We start from the raw sequence: 21343 nt of genomic DNA, 5'->3' as shown, positions 1-21343 counted from the left end.
AGCCGACAGCGGCCTATCGTCGGCCGAAGACAGGTGGAGGATGTGGATGGAAGACGACAACAGGTCTGCGCCGCGTCACAAAGTCCTGAAGGCCGCGACGATTTCCTTCGGGGGAGGGGCCATTAGCTGTACCGTCCGGAACCTTTCGGACAGTGGTGCCTCGCTCGAGGTGGCGTCGCCGATCGGAATTCCAGATTCCGTTGTTCTTGAGCTCGAAGGCGGCGGCCGCCGATGCCGGGTGGTCTGGCGGAAGGAGAAGCGGATCGGCGTCCGGTTTGTAGACCGGAAGGACAAGCCCGAAGTGTCGTCTTAGCTGTGCGGAAAGGGATAAGTCCGGTATATTGGTTGAGCTTGAACGAGAGTTCGGGTACCGGGCGCGAGGCCGAATGGCCTGCCGCCGAAGTTAGAACGGGTGGTTTAGCGAATGGAGCAGGCTTGGGTCGGAGATCTTATACGGCATTGGAGGAATGACGAGGCGGGGACGTACCGGACGTGGTTTCTGTGGGACGCGCGGATAAAAAATTTCCGATCTATCAGGCGCGGACTTCAGGAGGTGATGGCCGAGATCAAGGCTGACACGTTCGGAAACGCCTATCGCGGCTCATCGCTCGAAACGGTGCTGGATTCGATCGCCGAGCAGCGGCAGGTCTTCAAGGGCGCCGACCATGCATTCATGTGGAAACCGAAGCTCCGTATCCCGGACATCTACGAAAATCGGCCTAACCAGGTGGCCTTCGGGAATTTCCTCGATACCTGTCTTTGCTGCAATACCGAGGAACACGTGATCGAAGCGATCCAGAAGCTCGACCGGGCGACCATCAAGGGGCTCGGTCCCGCAGCCGCAAATCTGCTGTATTTCCTGCATCCGACGATCGCGCCGCCGTTCAACACCGCCATCGTGAGAGGATACAATGCCCTGACGGGAGCGGACGTGAAATTGGGCCGTTGGGAGCAGTATCTCGCCATGCGCCGAGGAGTCCTGGCGCTGAACTCGCAGTATCGGAATTTGCTTTCCAACGATCTCGGAGCCGCGGCGGCGTTCCTGTTCGAGGTCGGCACCGGACGCTATCCGCTTCCGGAACGTCAAGAAGACGGCTCCCTCGATCGCTGGAGGTCCGATCTCGATCAGGTCCGCGCGGAATCCGCAGCGTCTTCGAAAGCGGTGGCAGCAGCCCGTGAGGCGGACCATACCCATACCGAGATCCAAGGGTGGCTGCGGGACCTGGGTTTAGCCCTTGGATTCCAGGTGTGGATAGCCTCGAACGACGGAGCGCGGTCCTACAAGGACGGGCGGCTGGCGAACGGCTGTCTCGACCGCTTGCCCGCGGCCTTGGCCGAGGCCGGCGCTGCGGACGCTATTCGTCTCATCCACGTGCTCTGGATCGAACAAGGCGGCGATGTGGCTGCCGCGTTCGAAGTCGAACACACCACCAGCATCTATTCCGGCATCGTCCGGATGCTCGACCTTGCGCTGGGCATCGATGGTGCCGCAGCGCGCAACTTCTTCCTCGTGGCTCCGGACGACCGCGAGGGCGAAGTTAGAGCGCAGTTTGCCAGGCCGGCGTTCTCACGGGTCGCCGAACTCAACCTTCGTTATCTGCCATACAGCGAGTTGCGGGACCACCGCGACGCCATTGCCCGCTTTGGAAACGGCATCAAGGGAATCCTGGCGATTGCTCGGCTGATCAGGCCGATCATGTCGACCGCGCAAGACGCCACCGGCAATGTTTCAGGCTGCTGACTCTTGCCGACCGCAAGCTACGACACTCTGTCCTTGGCAATGCCGGCGGGATTCGGACGCGCGCGCTTCGATCCGACCTTAAGCGGCCAGCCCGCGGCCCGCGACGACGTCACTGCACCCGACTAACTCGGGCAAAGGCGCGACCGATACGCCTGTGGGCCCGCCGCGACCTCGGTGGGAGGCTTTCCGATGCAGGCGAGGGTGCGCCCGGCAAATCCCGGACGCTTTGCGAAACCGGGGGCTCCTGGGGCCCACAGCCCTCGGGAGGGAGCAACAGGGGCCGCTAGAGACGCCCCCGAACAAAGACTATTTCGGTTTCGGCCCGGTTGCGCGTTCCCGTCGGTAATCGTCGATCTCGTCGACGAGACGGCGCGCAAGAGGATGAAGACCGACGCCGTGGGTTGGCTCGCCGGCGAACTTCGTCAGCCGCGCTGACAACGGTCCGGACACAACCGCCCTCGCTTTTGCTTCAGGAGGCCATCGCGCTTCTCACCGGAGATCCAGAAACCTGATATCGCGGACGATTCAGTCGGGGACGGTTCCTAGCTTGTTCAGATCGTCGACGCTCTGCGAATTCTTGAGGAGCCCACCTACCTGTTCGTAGGACCTGGTCACCTCGCTCAATCGGCTCATCTCCTGGACGTTCTGGACATTGGATTTCTCCAAAGCGCCGACCGACAGTTTCACGGACCCCGTCGGAATATCGAGGGCAGGAGTCTGGCTCTGAAATAGGTTAGACCCCACCGCTTGAAGAGGGCCGTCGAACCGAACGAGGCGAAGGCTGCCGAGAATCCGTTGCCGGGAACTGATGGTGCCGTCGGCGGCGATCGTCAATGAGCGCTCTTCGGGTGCGATCGTGATCGGACCAGTCCGGGAAAGGATCGGCTGGCCTTCCATAGTGACCAAGCGTCCGGTGGCATCGGTGGTAAGCGCGCCGGCCCGCGTGTAGCGCTCTCCCTGCGGCGTCTGGACGGCAAAATAGCCGTCTCCGACGATGGCTACGTCGAGAGGATTTCCGGTGAGTTGAATGGCGCCCCCGGAGACGTCCGGATACTGGAATCCGGCATTCACCAACGAGACCGGGCGCTCCCTTTTTCCGTCGGCTTCGCCCTCCTTCGCCGGCGAGAGATATTCCTGAAAGGAAAGCTGGCGCGCACGAAAGCCGGTCGTGTCAGCGTTGGCGACGTTGTTGGCAACGTTGTCGAGCCTGCGTTCCAGCGCGATCAGTCTCGACAGATGAATAATCGTGGTCTCGCCCATGCGATCGCCGAATCAGCCGGTTCAGTTGGACCGAGTGTAGCAGATTTCCGAATCCCAGCGCCTCTGGAGTGTTCGGACACTACGGGGCTTGCGCCGCGCGCGAGGAGCAAACGCAACCAGATGACGAGGGCAGCGAAAGAATGCTTTGCGGCTTACATCGTTCGAAGACGCAGCTTGCCGAGCCACCAGGAAAACGAATGCTCATAGACCGGCTCGGATGGCCACGCGCAAAAGAGTCAATTGGTGGGCATGCTGATTTGCGCGACCATCCGCAAAAATTGGTTATGCGAAGTCTCAGCCATGAAGGGCAACGCGATCAGAAAAGTAACGAATGTCGCAAGGATCTTGGGGGTTTGAATGAGCGTCTGCTCTTGGATTTGCGTAAGGGCCTGGAACAGCGAGACGGCGACGCCAACGACGGTACCGACGATCAACAAGGGTGCCGAAATCACGACAACCGTGATGATGGCATCGTGCGCAGCGCTCATCACTTCGAGACCGTTCATGAAGAATCTCCCTGCTGCAATATGGTCTTTTGCATCTGCGATGGTTAACAACTGGTTAATGGCCATCCTTTGCAGAGGGTCACCGCCAGCCTCAAATAAAGCAAGCTGCTCGCGGCATGAGGCCGATGGCCGGCAGATTGTTTCCGAGGGCGAAAGGGACGCTGATCACGCGGATTTGGGCCCGCGGTCGCGAAGACCTAGATATGATCCTTGCTGAACGTCAGGGGATGTCCAGAAGATGTACAAATTAAGCACAGTGACTCGGCGAAGTGCGCTCGCGATCTTCGCAGCGGGATTGGTTGCGCGGGGGTATCCCGCCTCGGCGCAGACGCCAGCCATCCTCGTTCACAAGGATCCGAATTGCGGATGCTGCACGGGTTGGGTGCAACACCTCAAGGACGCTGGATTCACCGTCACTGTCCAGGAGACGGCGCAGCTTCCGGCAGTCCGGAAGCGCCTCGGCGTGCCGGGCGACCTTGCAGCGTGCCACACTGCGGAAATCGGGGGGTACGTCATCGAAGGCCATGTACCCGCTTTCGCCTTGCGACAATTGTTGGAGAAACGGCCAACCGCCATCGGACTTGCGGTTCCAGGCATGCCGGCGGGATCGCCGGGAATGGAGGGCGGCCCCCCCCCCGGAAGTACGACGTGGTCCTTTTCGGGGCCACCGGCCGGCGGTCATTCATGCAGTTTATCGGCTCCGAAATCGCGAGTTGAAGCGCTTCTTGGTTAACCGATAACTCTCATTTGGCCTGGAAACGCCTCTGGCGAAGATGTGAAGGGATAGTCCTTCCCAAGTTCCCTATCCCGTGGGATGGTAGGCAATGAATCTTCGCCGACTCATCGGTCGTATGCTTGCGATCTTCGTGATCGTAGGGCTCGTCTTTGCGCCGCTGGTCACGCCGGCGGCGGCAAAGCGTCTGGCTGCCGCTGAGATGACCGATATGGCCGCGATGTCGGACGCTATGCCTTGCTGTCCGGACGGCCAAAAAAGCAATAACTGCCGGGATTGTCCGCTTGTCGCGATGTGCATGCTGACCATCGCGCAGGCCGAACCATCCCCAACGGACGGTGTCCAAGTTTCCTTTCAAACCAGCCGACTGCTTTTCCCTCTCGACGACTTGATTGCGGACGGCCTCATCGGTTCCCCTCCGGATCATCCCCCTCGAATCGCGATCTGATCGGCGTCTCCACGCCGTCTGCTGCTGCGCGGTCTCAGGGCCGCGCAGTTAACGCACGCCGCCGTTCGCGGCGCATCGGGTCATCGAGGATTTGTAAAATGAAGAAGTATGCCTTCGCGCCCGCCCTCCGGGCGGCGTTGATCGCCGCTTCCTTGGCAGGTTCGGCCACGCTCGCGCGCGCCGACATCAAGGACTACGAATTCCAACTGGTCGACAAGACAGTCAAGAAGGGGGACGCAACCATCTCGGTCCGCCTGATCCACAAGCCCGACGGCAAGCCGGTTCCCGATGCGGTGATCTTCGCAAAGAGATTGGACATGGCTCCGGACGGCATGGACACGATGAAAACGTCGATCGAGGCGATGCCGAGCACGGAGCCGGGCGTCTATAAGTTCAAGGCCGCCATAACTATGGAAGGTGGCTGGCAATTGTCCCTCGGCGCCAAGGTTCAAGGCGAAACCGGGACGGTTGAAAGCAAGCTCGTCATCAAGGCCACGCCGTGATCCGCTCAGCCGGAATCACTGGCTTCGCCGCAATCCGAGCAACCGCAGCATTGCTGTGGTTGTCCCCGGCCTTGGCAGCCGAGCAGACTTTGCCCGGAGCTACCGCGGAAAGCGTCGTGGCGGTTGCCAAACGCCTCAACCCGACGGTGGCGGCGGCCGCGCTCGAGTTCGATGCAGCGGTTCACAAGATCGGGACGGCGGGCGTATTGGCTGACCCGACCCTCATTCTCGAGGCTTGGGACGTCAACCGGCAGGGCGTGGGACAGCGCCGCATAGGCATCGACCAGGAGCTCAAGCTTTGGGGCAAATACGGCCTCGAGCGCAACGTCGCCACGGCCGACGCCGATGCCGCAAAATTCCAAGGCCGTGCCACCGTGACCGAACTCATCGCGCAGGTCATTACAGCACATGGCGAATACAATGCGGCGTATGAAGCCGTTGGGGTCGCCACCGAAATCAAGCGGCGGTACGACGAGACGCTCGGATTGTTGCGTTCGCGATACGGCACGACATCGGTCGACCGGCAGGACGTCATCAAGGCCGAGATCGAAGCGGCTACCGCCGACGGCGACGTCGTCCGCCGACAAGGCGAACAGAAGGCAGCGGCGGCCAGGCTGAATGCCCTGATCGGCCGTCCGTCCCTGGCGCCCTTGGCTCCGCCGACCGGCTTTCGAGCAATCAAGGCAATCAGCCTCGCGCAGGTTCAGGCACTCGCGCGCTCTGCTAACCCGATGCTGGCGCTGGCCGGAGCCCAGAGCAATTCCGCGGCCCAGACCAAATCCCTTACCGACCTCAACTACTATCCCGACGTCACGCTCGGCGCGAAATACGTGCAGCGGCCCGGGACCGAGGATACCGGCGAGTTCATGCTCGGCGTCAAGCTGCCGCTGCACTATGAAGTCAAGGACGCCGAACAGCGGGCGGCGGGCGCGCGTCTCGGCGCCGCGCAAGCCCGCAGCGAGGCGCTGCGGCTGCGGGTCGACGGACAGATCGCCGACGCATGGTTCAGCGTCGATGCGCTACGGAAGGTCGTGCAGATCTACGCGTCGCGCCAATTGCCGCCTGCACGATCATCCCTCGACAATGCGCGGAACGGTTTCCAGGCCGGCACGTCCGATCTTTCCTCGGTCTTCGAGGCGGAGCGCAGGCTTCGCGCTGTCCAGCTCGACCTGCTGAAGCTCAAGGTAGAACTTCAAACGAAATACGCCGAAATGGAACGTCTGGCCGGAGGTTCGCTATGAGACGGCCAGTAGGTGCTTTGTTAGCCTTTACGGCGATCCTGGCCGCCGGAGTGGTCGGATTGGCCGTCGGACGTTCGAGCGCTCCGCTTCCAGGATGGCTGTCCGCCGTACTTCCCGCAGCGGCAAAGCCAAGTTCCGCTCAACCGGCTGCGACAGGACCGATCGTCTACTACCGTGATCCGGACGGCGCGCCCGATTATTCCATGACGCCGAAGAAGACGCCGTCGGGCAAGGAATATTCGGCGGTCCGCGCCAGCGAAGATGTGAGCTTCGAGGAGCACGCTCCGGAAGCCATGACTGCGAAGGGCGGCGAACGCGGGCGGATCAAATTCTATCGTAACCCTATGGGCCTTCCGGACACGTCGCCGACGCCGAAAAAGGATTCGATGGGGATGGATTATCTCCCCGTATATGAGGGCGAACAAGACGACGACTCATCGGTCAAAGTGAGCGCGGGCAAGCTGCAGAAGGCAGGTGTCCAGACCGAGGTCGCGGAGCGCCGCTCCTTGAATACGATGGTCCGCGCACCGGCTACGGTACAGCAGGACGAGCGGCGCGTGTCCGTCGTCTCGCTCCGGTTCGAGGGCTTCATCGACACCGTCGACAACGTCACGACCGGCACGCACGTCCGCAAGGGCCAGCCGTTGATGCGCATCTACGGCCCGAACCTGTCGAGCGCCGCCGCCGAATATCTCTCGGCCCTTAACGCCCGTCCGGAAGCCGGCATCAGCGGGCAGGCCCTGAAAGGGGCGCGCCGCCGCCTCGAAAACCTCGGTGCGCCCGATGGGTTTATTGCCGACATCGAGCGGACGCGCGAGGTCCCGGTCTACCTGAACTGGCCTGCGCCGCAGGACGGTGAGGTCGTGGAGCGGACGGCCGTTAACGGGATGCGTGCAGCGCCCGGAGACGTGCTTTTCAGGATCGTCGACCATGATGTCGTCTGGGTGATGGTCGACGTCGCCGAACGCGATCTTGCGCTCATCGAACTCGGACAAACCGCCACCGTGCGTTTGCGCGCCTATCCGAACCGACCGTTCACGGGAAAAGTCACTGTGATCTATCCGCACCTGAAACCGGAAACGCGGACCGCGCGGATCAGGATCGAATTACCCAACCCGGACGACGTGCTGCGGCCGGACATGTATGCCGACGTCGAAATTGCCACGGGGACGGAAACTCCAGTCGTAACCGTATCCAGCAGCGCGGTGATCGACAGCGGCGAGCGGCAGCTTGTGCTGCTCGACAAGGGCGAGGGCCGTTTCGAACCGCGGGCGGTGAAGATCGGGCGCCGCGGCGGCGGCCTCGTCGAGGTCAAGGAAGGGCTCGCCGAAAACGACAAGGTCGTCTCTTCCGCGAACTTCCTGATCGATGCCGAAAGCAATCTCAAGGCGGCGCTCAAGGGCCTCGACACCGGAGAGAAACCACAATGATCGCGCGGCTCATCGATTGGTCGGCCCGGAACCTGATGCTCGTTTTCATCGGCGCTATCTTCGCTATTGCGGCCGGGGTCTATGCCCTGCAGCACTCGGCGCTCGACGCGATTCCAGATCTCTCCGACACCCAGGTCATCGTTTACACCGAATACAAAGGTCAGGCACCACAGGTCATCGAAGACCAGGTCACCTATCCCTTGACGACGGCCATGCTCACCGTACCGAAATCGAAAGTGGTGCGGGGGTTTTCATTCTTCGGCGTCTCGTTCGTCTACATCATTTTCGAAGACGGCACTGACATCTACTGGGCGCGTTCGCGTGTGCTGGAATACCTCAACGCCGCGGCGCGCAAATTGCCCGCCGGCGTGACGCCGACGTTGGGGCCCGATGCGACGGGCGTCGGCTGGGTCTATCAGTACGCGCTGCAGTCCAAGGACAAATCGCTGGCCGATCTGCGGTCGATCCAGGACTGGACCATCCGATACGGAATTTCCAAAGCGGAAGGCGTGGCCGAGGTCGCAAGCGTCGGCGGCTTCGTCAGGCAATACAACATCATCGTCGATCCGAACCGGTTGAGATCGCTCGACATACCGCTTGCGAAGGTGCGCGATGCGGTCCGCGGCAGCAACATGGACGTGGGCGGGCGCACCGTCGAGCTTTCCGAGTTCGAATTCGTCGTGCGGGGCAGGGGGTATGTCAAGAGCCTCTCCGACCTATCGAACATCGTGCTGAAGCTCGACAAGGGCACGCCGGTCCTGCTGAAGGACGTCGCACGGGTCGAACTCGGCCCGGACGAACGCCGCGGCATAACCGAGCTCAACGGGGAGGGCGAGGTCGCCAGCGGAATCGCACTGCAACGCTTCGGACAGAATGCGCTCGACGTCATCGACAATGTGAAGGCGCGCCTGGGGGAGATGGCTTCGGCGCTTCCGAAGGGTGTCGAGATCATACCGGTCTACGACCGTTCGAACCTGATCCACGACGCGATCGAAACGCTGAAGCGGACGCTTACCGAGGAAAGCATCGTCGTCGCGCTCGTCTGCATCGTCTTCCTGCTGCACGTGCGCAGCGCGCTCGTCGCCATCGTGATGCTCCCGATCGGCATCCTGATGGCTTTCGCCGCGATGAAGGTGCTCGGCATCGGATCGAACATCATGAGCCTCGGCGGCATCGCCATCGCCATCGGTGCCATGATCGACGGCGCCATCGTGATGATCGAGAATGCCCACAAGCATCTCGAACGGGCGCCACCGGACAAGCCGCGCCTAGAGGTCCTCATCGAGGCTGCAAGCGAGGTCGGCCCGGCGCTGTTCTTCAGCCTGCTGATCATCACGGTATCCTTTCTGCCGATCTTCACCATGGAATCGCAGGAGGGCCGGCTGTTCAGCCCGCTGGCGTTCACCAAGACCTTCTCGATGGCGGCGGCGGCGATCCTGTCGATCACGCTGGTGCCGGCGCTCATGGTTCTGTTCATTCGCGGCAAGATCATTCCGGAGCACAAGAATCCCATCAACCGGTTCCTGATCTGGATCTATCGCCCGATGATCCGCGGCGTACTAAGGGCCAAGACGCTGACCATCTTTCTGGCGCTTGTCGCCTTGGCGATCAGCCTCTGGCCGGCCCGGCAACTCGGAACGGAGTTTATGCCGAGCCTCAACGAGGGCACGCTGATGTACATGCCGACGACGTTGCCGGGCCTGTCGGTGACCAAGGCGGCGGAAATCCTGCAGACGCAGAACAAGGTCATCAAGACCTTTCCGGAAGTCGAGTCGGTCTACGGGAAGGCGGGACGCGCCGAAACGGCGACCGACCCCGCGCCGACCGAAATGTTCGAGACGATCGTCAATCTCAAACCCAAGGCGCAATGGCGTGCGGGCCTGACCGTCGACGGCCTCATCGCCGAACTGGACAAGGCTTTGCAGTTTCCCGGTGTCTCCAACGCCTGGACCATGCCGATCAAGGCCCGTACCGACATGCTCGCGACCGGGATCCGGACACCGGTCGGCATAAAGGTGTTGGGAAAAGACCTGACGGAAATGGAAAAGCTCGCCCGCCAGATCGAAACCGTCGTGAAAGCAGTTCCCGGCACGTCGAGCGCTTACGCCGAACGGGTCATCGGCGGCTATTACCTCGATGTCGTCCCTGACCGGGAGGCGCTTGCGCGCTACGGTCTCATGATCAGCGATGTGCAGGACACGGTCTCTTCGGCACTCGGCGGAGAGACGATCACCACCACCGTGGAAGGCCGCGAGCGTTACGGCGTCAACCTGCGATACCCACGCGACCTGCGTAGCGACCCGCAATCCATCGCCCGGGATGTTCTCGTCGCGATGCCGAATGGGGGGACTGTCCCGCTGGGCGAGGTTGCAGCGATCAAGCTCACGCGCGGGCCTACGTCCATCCGGACCGAAAACGGCCAACTCGCGGTCTACATCTTCGTCGACATCCGCGACCGCGATCTCGGCGGCTACGTTGCCGATGCCAAGGCCGCCGTGGCCGCCAGCGTACAATTTCCGCCGGGAAACTATGTCGTCTGGAGCGGACAGTTCGAATACCTTGAGCGCGCCACCGCGCGGCTGAAGATCGTGGTGCCTGTCACGCTGCTGATCATCTTCCTGCTGCTCTACTTGAACTTCCGCCGGCTGACCGAGACGCTAATCGTAATGCTGTCGCTGCCGTTCGCCCTCGTCGGCGGATTGTGGTTGATGTGGTGGCTTGGTTTCAACATGTCCGTCGCGGTGGCCGTAGGCTTCATCGCGCTGGCCGGTGTCGCTGCCGAGACCGGCGTCATCATGCTGATCTATCTCGATCATGCGATGAAGGAGATTCACGCCGAACGGTTGGCGGAAGGCAAGCCGTTCACGCGGCGGGATCTGAACGAGGCCATCATGCTGGGTGCGGTCGAGCGCGTGCGGCCCAAGATGATGACCGTTGTCGCCATCATGGCAGGCCTTATACCGATTTTGTGGAGCACCGGTACCGGCTCGGAGGTCATGCAACGCATCGCCGTGCCGATGATCGGCGGCATGATCTCGTCCACCATTCTGACGCTCATCGTCATCCCCGCGGTCTACGCGCTGATCAAGGGGTTTGGGTTGCCGCGCGAACCGGGCTCAGCCGTCCCCGTGGACCGGAATAGCCAAGAACGGAAGACGGCAAGTGATTTCGACCGCTCGCAAGCAGCAGAGTGACGAAGCGCCGTCCCTCCTCGGCGCCAGGATGATGTGAGGGACCAGTGGGACTTCAAAAAGTGGCGGAAGAAGTTGGGCATCAACCAGATCGTGGCGGGAGAACTGCTCGGCATGAGTCGCGGCGCAGTTCAATACTGGGAAAGTGACCTCAGGCCGGTGCCACGCGCCGTCGAGCTTGCCTGCCAGGAATTGTTGCGGCGCTGGAAGCAGCGGCCTGAGGTCGATTCCCGCCCATCCGGCGATCTGGTCCTGCGATGCGAGCCGCATCCGAACAACGAGAGCGCCTTGGGCCGCGTCGTTCGGCTGAGCGAAACCCTGAACCTTTTCATGCCGCTCATCGTGGATGACGATGGAACCGCGGTCTGGGCCGGCCCCGAATTGCTGCACGAATGCGAGGAGCGGAAAAGACGCGATCGGCAAGCAAAGCGCATTGAGGCCTAGCCGAAGCGCAGCAGACCTTTCCGACTATTTTTGAGGCCGGTCATCTTCGGCTGTAACCAAATCCGCCGGACCGGCGAACTAACAGAGATACGCAAGCATGACGACCCACGAAATCGAACTCAAGGCGCTAATGCTTGCCAGCCTGGACGGCGACGCGGCCTCGCACCGCGCGCTGCTCGAGCGATTGAGCAGCCGTTTGCGGGCCTACTACAAGGGCAAGCTCGCCAGGATGGGAAGGGGTGCGGCAGAAGCGGAGGATCTCGTTCAGGAGGCGGTATTGGCGGTTCACTTCAAGCGGCACACCTATGATCCTGCCGAGCCTCTGACGCCTTGGGTCCATGCGATCGCGCGCTACAAGTTGATCGATTTCCTGCGGCGTACCCGCACGTCGCGGGCCGACGTGCCTATCGAGGAGGCCGATGCAATCATGGCGCACGACGACAATGTCGGCGCGGAGAGTAGCTACGATGTTAGGAGGCTCATGGAGCGACTACCGAAAAACATGCGGTGTTCCATCGAGGCCGTGAAGCTGGACGGGTTGAGCATCGCGCAGGCGGCAGTACGATGCGGCATCTCCGAGCCGGGGGTCAAAGTGAACATCCACCGGGGACTCAAAGCACTGGCTACCCTGATCGGCCGGGAAAAGCGGACATGAAGACTGACGAGCTTGTGGCCCTCCTGAGTACCAATCCCGAGCCGGTCGACCGCGGTTTGGTCGTTCGCACGCTTCTGGTCGCGCTTGGGGCAGGTTCAATTCTGGCCTTGGGAATCACGATCTTCGGGCTGGGCGTCCGTCCGGACATGGTGACGTCCGGCGCCTTGGGTTTCGTCGCCACAAAGGTCTCATTCGCGGTCGGGATTTTCAGCCTCGCGCTTGTCTATCTCGCAAAGCTGGCGCGCCCTGGCGGGGAGCGAAAACCTCGATCGTATCTCGTTGCGGTGCCGTTTCTTGTCATCGTGGCGCTTGCAGCAATCAGCCTCGGGCTGGCGCCAAGCTCGCACTGGACCAAGATGATCATCGGAGACGAATGGCTCGAATGCCTTGTTTCCATTCCGGTCATCGCGATCGTTCCTTTCGCCGTCGCTATCTGGGCCGTTCGACAGGCGGCGCCTACGAACCTTGCTCGCACGGGTGCTTTCGCGGGACTTGTTGCGGGCGGCGTTAGCGCGATGGCGTATGCGCTGCATTGCGCGGACGATTCCCTGCCTTTTGTAGCGGTTTGGTACGGCGGCACGATTGTGCTTTGCACCTTAGCGGGCGCAGCAATGGGGCCACGACTATTGCGTTGGTGAGCGTTTGCCGGTCACGTCAGCGTGAGCTTGTAACCGGCGAACGAAACGGTCCGAACTCATAAGTAGAAGCGCACAAGACGCGCTTCGAAGAACTGATGGAGCCGGATCATGACGAAAAAACTTCTCACGATTTCACTCTTGTTGCCGCTAATGGCGGCGTCGGCGTCTGCATTTGCCGGATCAACGATCACCGACAAAAGCTATTGGCCGAATGAGGCCAGGCAGAGCGCACAAGCCAGGACCGGTAGCTCACAAGGCGATCCGAATTCCGCGTTCGCTTACGACCGGATACCGTCACGCCTGCATTCCGCGCCAAACGTGAACGACGGCGGATCAGCCTGGCGTTACCAAGGCGGTCCCAAGTCCAGATGATGGGTGCGGCAGAAACTGATGCGCCGGTCGCCCAGACCGACCTCGACGAACCGTCCAAGATTTTGCGACCTCTCGCGCCTTCAACAAAACGAGGTGATCCATGATGAACGGTATTTCGCCCGCAATGTCTTGGGGCATGGGTCTGGTCTGCGTGCTGGTCATCGTCGTTTTAATATTGGCGGCAGTAGCGCTTGTGAAATATCTTCGTTCCGAAAACCAGGCTCGGCCGGAATGAAGATTTCGGGGACTGGGTCCGTCGGTTCAATGTGCCGGAGGTGAGCAGATATGACCCCGGTCGCATGCCGCTGGACGTTGTCCGCGGCCAAGGGGCATGGGAAATTGAGCATTTAGGCCTGTGAGCCCGCGGCGACCCCCGTGAGACCCTTCCTTCGTGTTTGGTCCCGGAAGATTGGTTGAATGGAATCGGTGTAGAAAGAGGCGTCTGTTACGTCAGGGAGCGCCTTGCGTCATGGAACTGAACCTGCACGCCAACGCTACGACCACGCCTAAGGTCCGGGCTTACATTCAGCGCAGCAAAAAGAAGATCGCGGAACTGGCGAGCGAACTCGGCGTAAGCCAGACCACAATCCGGCGGTGGCGCACCCGTACTACGGTCAGCGATCGTTCGCATACGCCAAAAAAGCTGACGACCAGCCTCTCGCTGATGGAGGAGGCGCTCGTCTGCGAGCTGCGGACGCGGCTGCAGTTGCCACTTGATGATATCGTCGAGGTGATGCGGCGCTGCGTCAACTGTAAGCTGTCACGTAGCGCGATCCATCGCTGCCTGAAGCGGCACGGTCTGAACCAAAGGCCGAAGCCCGACAAGCCTGCTGTTGGCATCTTTGAGCAGGCCACTGTCGGCTTCATCCACATTTGCCGGCCCTCGAGCGACGTAAAAGCTACGCCTTCGTCGCGATCGATCGGGCCACTCGCTACGTCTACATGGAGATCCATCAAAACCGGGATGCCAGGACTTCGGAAGAATTCCTTAAACGTTTCCTCGCCCACTTCCCGCATCCGGTGCACACCATTCTTACCGACAATGGCGCCGAGTTCACGGACCGCTTCGCCGTCGACAAGAAGAACAAGCCGATCGACAAGCCATCTGGCCAGCATCCGTTCGATCAAGTTTGTGCAAAGCGGGGCATTCAACACCGCCTGATTAGACCCTACCGTCCGCAGACCAATGGCCTGGTCGAGCGTTTCAATCGACGGATCGTCGAAGCGATCGGCCGCGAACCCAAACGTGGCATCGCCCGCCGGCTATTCCATTCTCACCTCGACCGCGATCAATTTCTTCATCGCTTCGTCATGGACTACAACCGTACCCGCCTCAAATGCCTCGACTATCTCGCGCCGTGCGAAGCTCTAGCTAATCTTCCGGGACCAAACACCTTCGCAGGGCAGGCGAGTGTAGGGGCCCTGCACGGCCGTTTTGCCAAACGGGAGGCCCCGGGGGGTGCGCAGGCTTCTCTGCGGAAAGCGTCTCGGATCCTCGGGCTGCACGGCCACGATGGCTGCGCTGCAGCAGCGTGCTTCGCGGCCAGGGGAGTCCTCCCAGCTTAGATAACAAGATCCGTAGCCTAGGCTGGTCCCGGCTGCTTCCTTGCATAATCTACCAACTCCGCAAACTTCGCCTCGAACGTAGCTTTGAATGTCCCTGAGACCTGGCCGGCCTCGAGCCAGACGCTGCGAACGAGTGGCTCACTGCGGCAGGGGACGGCGGCTTTGATTGGCCGGGACGTCTTGAACTTGCACACGATACGCCGCCCCGCTGCTGGTACGATGGCCATTGGTCGCCACCGCCGCCGCAGTTGCGTTGCCAATTTCGCTTGTTCCTGCGTGCGCAGATCTAATTGTGCCGGTGTCGATGATGCAAATCGGGATAGTGTGGATGCTTATGTCGAATAGGTTCGTGGCGATGCCAATGTGAATGACGCTCCAACATCTCTTCGGCATGATGTCGGTGATGCTCGTCGTGGACGTGGCTGTGGTCATGCTCTAGAAACTCATGCTCGTGGTCGTGCTCATGCCGCTCGGCGAGATGCAGCCAAATACCGCCGCCCATTAGCAACCCTGCCAGTGCCAACTGAGGGGTGAGCGGCTCGCGCAGAAGCAGGATCGCCACAACCGCTCCGATGAAGGGCGCCAACGAAAAATAAGCGCCGGTCCGGGCGGTCCCCAGATGCCGCAGCGCCAGCACAAATAAAATCAGACTCACCCCGACGCCGAAAAAGCCTACCAAGGCCGCAGCACCGATCACGGAAAGAGGCGGAAGCGCTGAGCCAATTGCAAGCGCCAGCCCCATATTCACGGTTCCGGCCACTAGTCCCTTAATGATGGTCGTGACGACTGGATCAGCAGCAGAAAGCTTGCGCGTAAAATTGTTGTCGAGGCCCCATGCCAAACAGGCCCCGGCAATCAGTGCTCCGCCGGCATCGATCGTGATGCTTTGTCCATCCCATGCCAGGATCACCGCGCCGGTCAAGATCGCAAGCGCTCCCAGCAAGACTTTACTGTCGACATTCTCTTTGAAGATCACCCACGCGATGGCCATTGTGGCAAGGCCTTCGAGATTGAGGAGCAGGGAGCCCGACGAAGCGGAGGTGCGCTGCAGACCCATCATGAGCAGCAACGGGGCGAGACATCCCCCTAAAATCACAACAGCGGCCAGCCAGGGCAGATCAACGCGTCGCAGACTTGCTTCAGCGACAGGAACGCCAAAAGCGGCCCGCCCAAGATAGACGATCGTCAATCCCGTTCCCGCGCCTAGATACAGGAGACCTGCCAGCATCTGCGGCGCAATCGAACCCAGGAGAACCTTAGCCAGAGGCGCCGAGGCACCGAACAACACAGCGGATGCCAACGCCATCGGAACCCCCGACCAGATTTGAGAACGAGGAGTTTCGGACATCCGTTACTCTAACATGTGTCGTCACCTAGGTTGAAATCCAACGTGACGTCGCTATTCAAGGCCCAATGCCCATTTTCCTGCAAGCTGTACCGAACATAGGCCGGATCATGATCTCCGATGAGTTCTGGATCAAACAACAACGGCCCACGAAGTCGATGAAAATATTGCGCCGCACACAGAGGCGAACGGCTTCTCGCCGGCAGTCGCTAAATTAGTATTTCTAATAGCGTCCTTGCACGTGCATCTGGCAGGTCTTCCCTCATGGGGGTGCTTCCGGCGATCGCGGCTAGGATCGTCCTGCCCAACCGCTCCTACTAGCTCACCTGTTTTAACCGCTTGTGGCCTAATTTGAGTTTCGTAGTGGCCCGTTATGGAGTAAGGATCCCATTGGTTGCTTGCTTGCGGAGGCTCCAATGTGTCGCATCCGCTTCCCAATGTTGGTAATGGCGTTCACGGCCGCAACATGGTCAACTTGCCAAGCCATCGGGTCTTTTCAGACTAAACCGGCGTTTCCCGTGGTGATGGTTGGTGTAGCATCTCCGTCAACCGTCAGATTGCCCGATGTGTCCGCACGCGATCTCGTTGGCGGCTGCGGTAGGGGTCGCATCCGCGATCATCAAACACATGGTTGCCGTGGACCGGCCGATATCAGGTAAGGCATCGGCCAGTAAAAAAATCCTGTCGAAGCCCGTTGCAGTCGAGCCGGGTTGTAAGAGTGTTGCATTCTGAGACTTTATTACGAGAGGGCTTCCTCGCCGACTGAAACTGCCGCACTGGTCTACGGCAGTTACCGGATGTTGACACCACGAGGCGGTTGCGCCGGTGGCGCCCCCTCGTTGAGGTGAGGTAAGGTATGGTCGATGGGTGGTCGCTTTTGGACTGACCACGGCAACGGCCTTGCCGATATGCCTCGTCTCCCGAGCTTCGCCCAACGCGACCCTTTCGATCTCCCACAGGCCGGCTTGGTTGCGAAAGATCGCGGCGATTTCACGCTGGCGATACGCTTGTTTGATGAGGCGCTTCAGCGTGACCTGTTCTCTGAGGCAATTTAGTTTGCCGGAAATCGGGTGTGCGGAAGGGGATTCCTTGCAAATTTGATTTGTCATTCACGCGCCTTTGAGAGCTTTGGCGAGGGACCAGATGCGGCCGCCGGCACGACGGGAGAGCAGGATCATTCCGCGGCTCGATCAGATCATCTGAAGCATCCGCTGGCGGCGCTGGGGCGCACGGTGGAATTGGGGGTTCCTGGAACGGGAGTCTGGGGCGGTCTACACCGATGATCCGGGCCGCCCGCCACTGCCGACGCGATTGATGGCGGGGCTGGGGTGATCCTCAAGCGCGCCTATGACCTCTCCGATGAAGCGCTCTGCGAGCGCGGGGTTGAGAACCCCTACTTTACCCGCAGCCTCCACGCCATGCACTTGAAAGACGTGCTTGGCGAGAGCCGATGGTGGTAGGATGCATTGTGGATTACTCCTCTCTTTGTTGCTTCGGCAACACTCTGCCACATTTGATGCCGTCGAGTGGGTGTCATCCACACCATCATCGTGATGCTTCATATGCTGATAGTCGCACTGGGATTAACCGAGAGCGCGATCAGAATTGCTTAGTATTGCGAATGCACGCGAAAACTGAGCACCGAAACTGGGCCTCGGTCGCGATTGTACGCTGGATTTGCGATGAGCTGATAGTCCAGCGTAACCTTCGTGGAAAATACCGGAAAACTATAATAAGTCTCGAATATTTTTTCGCTGCCCGGATTTGGCAGCTTGCCATCGCCAACCAGGATTCCAAGTCCGCCGGCATTGAGAAACGCTTGGTGCACGCCGGAAATCCCGTTGACGACACCGGCTATGCCGAACGTATCGTTATCCCGCCCCCACTGCTTTCCGGAAATCGATAGGCCGGCGGCGACGGTTCGATCGACGTCGGTGAATTCATAGGGCTCCTTACTGCCATCCGCGACCCCGGCTCGGACAAACAGGCCGACATTGGGGATGAGTTGCTGCTCTAGATTCATGCTGATGCCGCCACGGCTTTGGTAGCGCCGCACGGCGGCGATATCGGCGGGTCCTCCGTTCACTGCAGCCAACTGGATCGCGTCCTGGAAGCTTCCCATCCGGCCGCGTGTCAGAAATCCGCTGATCGCGATTTTCCCGGGTTGATCCCAGATGGCATATCGCCGCTCGATCTCGCCGACCCACTGGAACTGTCCGAACTGTGAATCGAGGTGGGTGGCATTCGGTGCGATGGATAGATCGAATAGGCCGGCGCGCAAGGTCCAGGGACCTTGGTACCATTCCGCGGCCGCGCCGACGGTGTAAGCCCAGGCGTCGGCCGCATAGTCGAACGTTCCGGTGTCGATGATGGTCCAGTTCATGAAATCGACGCGAGGATCATGGGCGTATTTATTGGTGTCGAAGATATCGCCGACGCTGAATTTTCCGACAGTGAACACCAACCGATCCGAAGTCTGCGACCCGGAAAACTGGTTGAGCCCGGCATCGACTTTCTGAACCTCGCCGCCGAGGTCGATGGTCTGTCGCAGGAATGCCCGGTGCAGACGCGTGTACGGGTAACTCGCCCCGACTTTGTAGGCCTCGCCGCTTGGGAAACCCGCTGCGCCGACCGATTTGCTCAGTCCAAAGCCCTGATCTATTTCCGGATTGACCCATGCTTCGGCGCCCTCCCAGAGCCGGACGCCTGCGTACAAGGTTACGTCTGCAGTCTCGCGGCCGATATTCGGTGCGAGACTGTTCTGGCCGCTGTAGGGAGCCCGAAATGGAGGGGCATACTGATTGACGTAGGTGGCTTGGGCGTGGAACGCGACGCGGTCTGTTTCCAGAGCGGATGGGCCCTTGGCCAGGAAGTCCGATATGTGAGCGTTATCTCCACCGATCCGGTAGTTCACACCAAGCCGGACGCTTTGCATGGCGAGGTCGGATGCGAACACCTCCGCTGCGGCCGGGAATGTCACGCCCTTGCGGCCAAATCCAGTCGACAGATACTCGGCTTTTGCGGTCCAGTTGCCGGTGAGCGGAATCTCGATGCCCGCTCCCGCGGCCCACCCCAATCGCCACAGCAGCCTCGTGTCCACGGTTCCCGGCGTTGCGAAACCGCCAGCGGGAAAACCGGTCACCTGATCCCGCGTTGCCTGATTGTAGGTCCAGGCCAATCCTCCCGTTCCATAGAGGAGAAAATGCTCGAACGCGTAGCCGAGGCGAGCGCGGGCACTTCCGTAATGGATGACCGCCTCTCCGTAGATCACTTGGCCGGTCAAGGGCGAGGTGACCGTCTGACTGCCACGCACGGAAAAGGGTACCTGCACGTCCGAATTCGGAAAGCTAGCGTCGGCCTCGAAACCCAGCATCCAGCGAGACTGAAAAACGTAATTATACCCACCCTGCAGTCCGGCGAAATAGCTGCCCGTTCCGCCCATGAAATCGAAATTGAACGGAAAATCGAATGATCCATTCAAACCTGGACCGCCGGCTCCCGGCGCAGTTGCGGACCAGTTTGAAGAGCCTTTGATCACCCCGGCATGGGCGCCGATGTACCAACCGTTCCAATCGTAACCAGTCACCTCCGCAGCCTTCGAGACGTAGGGCAAAGGTGCCTTGACCGGAAGGTTTACGGGAAGGTCACCTGCGATCGCGACAGAACACGTCGCAAGCACTATCCAGGTGCCACCCAAAAAGTTGGACACTCGCTTCATAACGCGCCCCGTTACCCAACGCTAAAGTAGACCAAAGAAAGATGACATCCATCCCAAAGCATTATTGCAACTAATTCGCAATTGCAAGAACGAATGGGCATTGAGCGACGCCCGCACTCTTCAATGGACGAGATCACTGCTTCTCAGACATGGTGAAGACTGTTATTCCAACATAAGTCCGATCCCCAAGCCGGTTTTGGCCTGCGTGATCAGTTGTCGGATGATGATCCGAATCGGCGGCCGTAACGTCAAAAGGCGTAACGTCAAAATGACGAGAACGACATAACTCGTCGCCAGCCCCTGTTAACGGTTCGATCAATTGATGTGACATCCTGCTCGACCTTTTGGCGCTTCGCTGGCCGCTCAGAGCCGACCATGCCTCCGAACCGCTCCAGCCATCGCGCTACTTATAAGACAGCTCGAAGACCGCTATGTGAATCCTGCGCTGTCGTCGCGTAGCGAAAGATTGTGCTCGCCAGCCGAAAAACTCCAATGGCTCCCCGACATCGCGCATTTTCGACGGCGGTCCGTATCACGCTCCCGCCGCTCGGGGCCGAACTTGTTGAGTTGCGGCGACGGCCAAGCCCAATCGCTTGCAACCGGAAAGTTGTTCAATAGCCGCTAAGCCAAATTCGAAGGCTGTTTGCGCAAAGGCCTCAAGCTGCCAGTGTCATCCCAGTCGCGTCTCACCGTCGATCAGGGATCGTTGACAAATGCGCATCTGATCCATCGCGGTCCTCTTGGCCGGAGAACAATCAGGCAGGTTCGCATTGCAAGCAACCGTGGCGCCGACGACCCCAGGATCGCCTTGGATGACCGCACCGTCAGGCATAGAGGAAGATCAGGAAATCCCGGGCAATGAATGGCTGGACTGACTTGTCCTGCAGTCCGCCGCCGAACGCGAAAATATAACTCATGCCAGTCAGGCAGCCTAGGGTGCCAATGACCCTTTGAGAAGTAGTAGCGGATCGATTCGACGGCACTTGGTCATATTAGAAACTCAAGCTAAATTGAAACTCGGAAAGACCGATAATTGTGCTCCCTGATAATGCCGTACGGAGTGCATTGGAGTGACTAGATGATTGATCCAGCTCCCGAGCTCCCGGATAACACGCTGATTGAAAGTGTACGACTTCCGCAGAGAATTCGAAACCTACTGAATTCGGCCGGTCTAAAAACCGTCGGCGAGGTTCGCGATAAGGCAGATGCTGAATTTTTAAGTTTGCCGAGTGTCGATAAGAATTCGCTGCAATATCTGCGAAGGACCCTCGGGCTTCCGTCGTCACAGGGAGTTAGCTGCCTCCCATCGGAGCTGCGAGACGGCGATGATGAAGTCAAGTAAACGACTTCATAAACAAGCATGACTGTTGCTAACTTGCGCGATCCTTTCTCAAGCTGCGCTCCAATCAACTTTCGCTGGGCTTCGGCGCATTCGCACATGGAACTATCGGTTGGGTGGCGTCTGACTGCAGCGGTGCGAACGGCGGTAATATCACCTTTCGACCGACTGGCGCCGCGGCATTAGCGCGGATGTTTACCCGGTCCGTCTCGG

The 21343-nt window shown here is 60.1% G+C and carries 20 protein-coding genes and 2 pseudogenes; 16 read left to right on the top strand and 6 right to left on the bottom strand.

Features of this window, described 5'->3' with window-relative positions:
• The first annotated feature begins 46 nt into the window (after positions 1-46).
• Entirely contained in the window at positions 47-313 is a 267-nt protein-coding gene (locus HL671_RS28915) for a PilZ domain-containing protein (RefSeq protein ID WP_021078699.1), read from the top strand.
• A gap of 111 nt (positions 314-424) precedes the next feature.
• The gene (locus tag HL671_RS28910; RefSeq protein ID WP_106940469.1) at positions 425-1741 is read left to right on the top strand and encodes a type II restriction endonuclease; all 1317 of its coding nucleotides are present in this window, start codon (positions 425-427) and stop codon (positions 1739-1741) included.
• Positions 1742-2266: 525 nt separating this feature from the next.
• Here the strand turns inward: HL671_RS28910 and flgF are convergent.
• Both flgF and HL671_RS28900 read right to left on the bottom strand, forming a co-directional pair.
• Positions 2267-3001 (bottom strand): flagellar basal-body rod protein FlgF, encoded by a 735-nt coding sequence (gene flgF / locus HL671_RS28905; RefSeq protein ID WP_021078702.1) that lies wholly within the window; start codon positions 2999-3001, stop codon positions 2267-2269.
• Between the two features lie 236 nt (positions 3002-3237).
• On the bottom strand, positions 3238-3507 hold the full coding sequence (locus HL671_RS28900) for a flagellar biosynthetic protein FliQ (protein WP_021078703.1): 270 nt from the start codon (positions 3505-3507) through the stop codon (positions 3238-3240).
• A 238-nt stretch (positions 3508-3745) separates the two neighbouring features.
• On the opposite strand from HL671_RS28900, the pseudogene HL671_RS28895 reads away from it, so the two are divergent.
• The 11 genes and pseudogenes from HL671_RS28895 (at position 3746) to HL671_RS38840 (ending at position 13397) form a co-directional block, all read left to right on the top strand.
• A pseudogene (locus HL671_RS28895) lies at positions 3746-4224 on the top strand (DUF411 domain-containing protein).
• Positions 4225-4331: 107 nt separating this feature from the next.
• Positions 4332-4688, top strand: a complete 357-nt coding sequence (locus tag HL671_RS28890) for a hypothetical protein (RefSeq protein ID WP_021078704.1) — start codon at positions 4332-4334, stop codon at positions 4686-4688.
• Between the two features lie 98 nt (positions 4689-4786).
• A complete protein-coding gene (locus tag HL671_RS28885) occupies positions 4787-5191 on the top strand; it encodes a FixH family protein (RefSeq protein ID WP_021078705.1) in 405 nt (134 codons plus the stop codon).
• A 116-nt stretch (positions 5192-5307) separates the two neighbouring features.
• Positions 5308-6432 (top strand): TolC family protein, encoded by a 1125-nt coding sequence (locus HL671_RS28880; protein WP_280710568.1) that lies wholly within the window; start codon positions 5308-5310, stop codon positions 6430-6432.
• A complete protein-coding gene (locus tag HL671_RS28875; RefSeq protein ID WP_021078707.1) occupies positions 6429-7862 on the top strand; it encodes an efflux RND transporter periplasmic adaptor subunit in 1434 nt (477 codons plus the stop codon). The genes HL671_RS28880 and HL671_RS28875 overlap by 4 nt, the downstream gene beginning before the upstream one ends.
• Positions 7859-11056: an efflux RND transporter permease subunit gene (locus HL671_RS28870; protein ID WP_021078708.1), complete on the top strand. Its 3198-nt coding sequence runs from the start codon at positions 7859-7861 to the stop codon at positions 11054-11056. The genes HL671_RS28875 and HL671_RS28870 overlap by 4 nt, the downstream gene beginning before the upstream one ends.
• Positions 11057-11128: 72 nt before the next feature.
• Entirely contained in the window at positions 11129-11497 is a 369-nt protein-coding gene (locus tag HL671_RS28865; RefSeq protein ID WP_035651174.1) for a hypothetical protein, read from the top strand.
• A gap of 97 nt (positions 11498-11594) precedes the next feature.
• Positions 11595-12152 carry a sigma-70 family RNA polymerase sigma factor gene (locus tag HL671_RS28860; RefSeq protein ID WP_021078710.1) on the top strand — a complete coding sequence of 186 codons (558 nt, stop codon included), beginning with the start codon at positions 11595-11597 and terminating at the stop codon, positions 12150-12152.
• Positions 12149-12790, top strand: coding sequence for an NrsF family protein (locus tag HL671_RS28855; protein ID WP_021078711.1), 642 nt, complete (start codon positions 12149-12151; stop codon positions 12788-12790). The genes HL671_RS28860 and HL671_RS28855 overlap by 4 nt, the downstream gene beginning before the upstream one ends.
• Before the next feature lie 108 nt (positions 12791-12898).
• Entirely contained in the window at positions 12899-13162 is a 264-nt protein-coding gene (locus HL671_RS28850; protein ID WP_021078712.1) for a hypothetical protein, read from the top strand.
• Between the two features lie 100 nt (positions 13163-13262).
• Positions 13263-13397, top strand: coding sequence for a hypothetical protein (locus HL671_RS38840; protein WP_021078713.1), 135 nt, complete (start codon positions 13263-13265; stop codon positions 13395-13397).
• A gap of 290 nt (positions 13398-13687) precedes the next feature.
• Here the strand turns inward: HL671_RS38840 and HL671_RS38065 are convergent, their stop codons facing one another.
• Complete coding sequence (locus HL671_RS38065; protein ID WP_146160395.1) at positions 13688-14029, bottom strand: hypothetical protein; 342 nt, start codon at positions 14027-14029, stop codon at positions 13688-13690.
• Between the two features lie 6 nt (positions 14030-14035).
• Between HL671_RS38065 and HL671_RS28845 the strand changes: the two genes are divergently transcribed.
• Positions 14036-14728, top strand: coding sequence for a DDE-type integrase/transposase/recombinase (locus HL671_RS28845; RefSeq protein ID WP_106940467.1), 693 nt, complete (start codon positions 14036-14038; stop codon positions 14726-14728).
• A gap of 286 nt (positions 14729-15014) precedes the next feature.
• Here HL671_RS28845 and HL671_RS28840 read toward each other — a convergent pair whose 3' ends face one another.
• Both HL671_RS28840 and HL671_RS28835 read right to left on the bottom strand, forming a co-directional pair.
• Entirely contained in the window at positions 15015-16076 is a 1062-nt protein-coding gene (locus HL671_RS28840) for a DMT family transporter (protein ID WP_035651180.1), read from the bottom strand.
• 542 nt (positions 16077-16618) lie between these two features.
• On the bottom strand, positions 16619-17182 hold the full coding sequence (locus tag HL671_RS28835) for a hypothetical protein (RefSeq protein WP_168470983.1): 564 nt from the start codon (positions 17180-17182) through the stop codon (positions 16619-16621).
• Between HL671_RS28835 and HL671_RS39215 the strand changes: the two are divergent.
• A pseudogene (locus HL671_RS39215) lies at positions 17174-17473 on the top strand (transposase); the annotation flags it as partial. The gene HL671_RS28835 and the pseudogene HL671_RS39215 sit on opposite strands and share 9 nt — an antisense overlap.
• A 209-nt stretch (positions 17474-17682) precedes the next feature.
• Here the strand turns inward: HL671_RS39215 and HL671_RS28825 are convergent.
• The gene (locus tag HL671_RS28825; protein WP_168470984.1) at positions 17683-19791 is read right to left on the bottom strand and encodes a carbohydrate porin; all 2109 of its coding nucleotides are present in this window, start codon (positions 19789-19791) and stop codon (positions 17683-17685) included.
• Positions 19792-20869: 1078 nt separating this feature from the next.
• On the opposite strand from HL671_RS28825, the gene HL671_RS39210 reads away from it, so the two are divergent.
• Positions 20870-21133 (top strand): DNA-directed RNA polymerase subunit alpha C-terminal domain-containing protein, encoded by a 264-nt coding sequence (locus tag HL671_RS39210; RefSeq protein ID WP_106940465.1) that lies wholly within the window; start codon positions 20870-20872, stop codon positions 21131-21133.
• Positions 21134-21343 lie beyond the last annotated feature (210 nt).

This window comes from Bradyrhizobium denitrificans (genome assembly GCF_013179005.1).
Classification (GTDB): domain Bacteria; phylum Pseudomonadota; class Alphaproteobacteria; order Rhizobiales; family Xanthobacteraceae; genus Bradyrhizobium; species Bradyrhizobium denitrificans.
Note: the sequence above shows the minus strand (reverse complement) of the source record. Positions and strands in the feature narration are given on the sequence as shown.

Bases quoted from the DNA above. Each gene is read 5' to 3' on its own strand.
- HL671_RS28855 (WP_021078711.1), top strand. From the start codon at position 12,149: ATGAAGACTGACGAGCTTGTGGCCCTCCTGAGTACCAATCCCGAGCCG.
- HL671_RS38840 (WP_021078713.1), top strand. From the start codon at position 13,263: ATGATGAACGGTATTTCGCCCGCAATGTCTTGGGGCATGGGTCTGGTC.
- HL671_RS38065 (WP_146160395.1), bottom strand. From the start codon at position 14,029: ATGAAGCCGACAGTGGCCTGCTCAAAGATGCCAACAGCAGGCTTGTCG.
- HL671_RS28860 (WP_021078710.1), top strand. From the start codon at position 11,595: ATGACGACCCACGAAATCGAACTCAAGGCGCTAATGCTTGCCAGCCTG.
- HL671_RS28825 (WP_168470984.1), bottom strand. From the start codon at position 19,791: ATGAAGCGAGTGTCCAACTTTTTGGGTGGCACCTGGATAGTGCTTGCG.
- flgF (WP_021078702.1), bottom strand. From the start codon at position 3,001: ATGGGCGAGACCACGATTATTCATCTGTCGAGACTGATCGCGCTGGAA.
- HL671_RS28900 (WP_021078703.1), bottom strand. From the start codon at position 3,507: ATGAACGGTCTCGAAGTGATGAGCGCTGCGCACGATGCCATCATCACG.
- HL671_RS39210 (WP_106940465.1), top strand. From the start codon at position 20,870: ATGATTGATCCAGCTCCCGAGCTCCCGGATAACACGCTGATTGAAAGT.
- HL671_RS28915 (WP_021078699.1), top strand. From the start codon at position 47: ATGGAAGACGACAACAGGTCTGCGCCGCGTCACAAAGTCCTGAAGGCC.
- HL671_RS28890 (WP_021078704.1), top strand. From the start codon at position 4,332: ATGAATCTTCGCCGACTCATCGGTCGTATGCTTGCGATCTTCGTGATC.
- HL671_RS28835 (WP_168470983.1), bottom strand. From the start codon at position 17,182: ATGACAAATCAAATTTGCAAGGAATCCCCTTCCGCACACCCGATTTCC.
- HL671_RS28910 (WP_106940469.1), top strand. From the start codon at position 425: ATGGAGCAGGCTTGGGTCGGAGATCTTATACGGCATTGGAGGAATGAC.
- HL671_RS28840 (WP_035651180.1), bottom strand. From the start codon at position 16,076: ATGTCCGAAACTCCTCGTTCTCAAATCTGGTCGGGGGTTCCGATGGCG.
- HL671_RS28885 (WP_021078705.1), top strand. From the start codon at position 4,787: ATGAAGAAGTATGCCTTCGCGCCCGCCCTCCGGGCGGCGTTGATCGCC.
- HL671_RS28875 (WP_021078707.1), top strand. From the start codon at position 6,429: ATGAGACGGCCAGTAGGTGCTTTGTTAGCCTTTACGGCGATCCTGGCC.
- HL671_RS28850 (WP_021078712.1), top strand. From the start codon at position 12,899: ATGACGAAAAAACTTCTCACGATTTCACTCTTGTTGCCGCTAATGGCG.
- HL671_RS28870 (WP_021078708.1), top strand. From the start codon at position 7,859: ATGATCGCGCGGCTCATCGATTGGTCGGCCCGGAACCTGATGCTCGTT.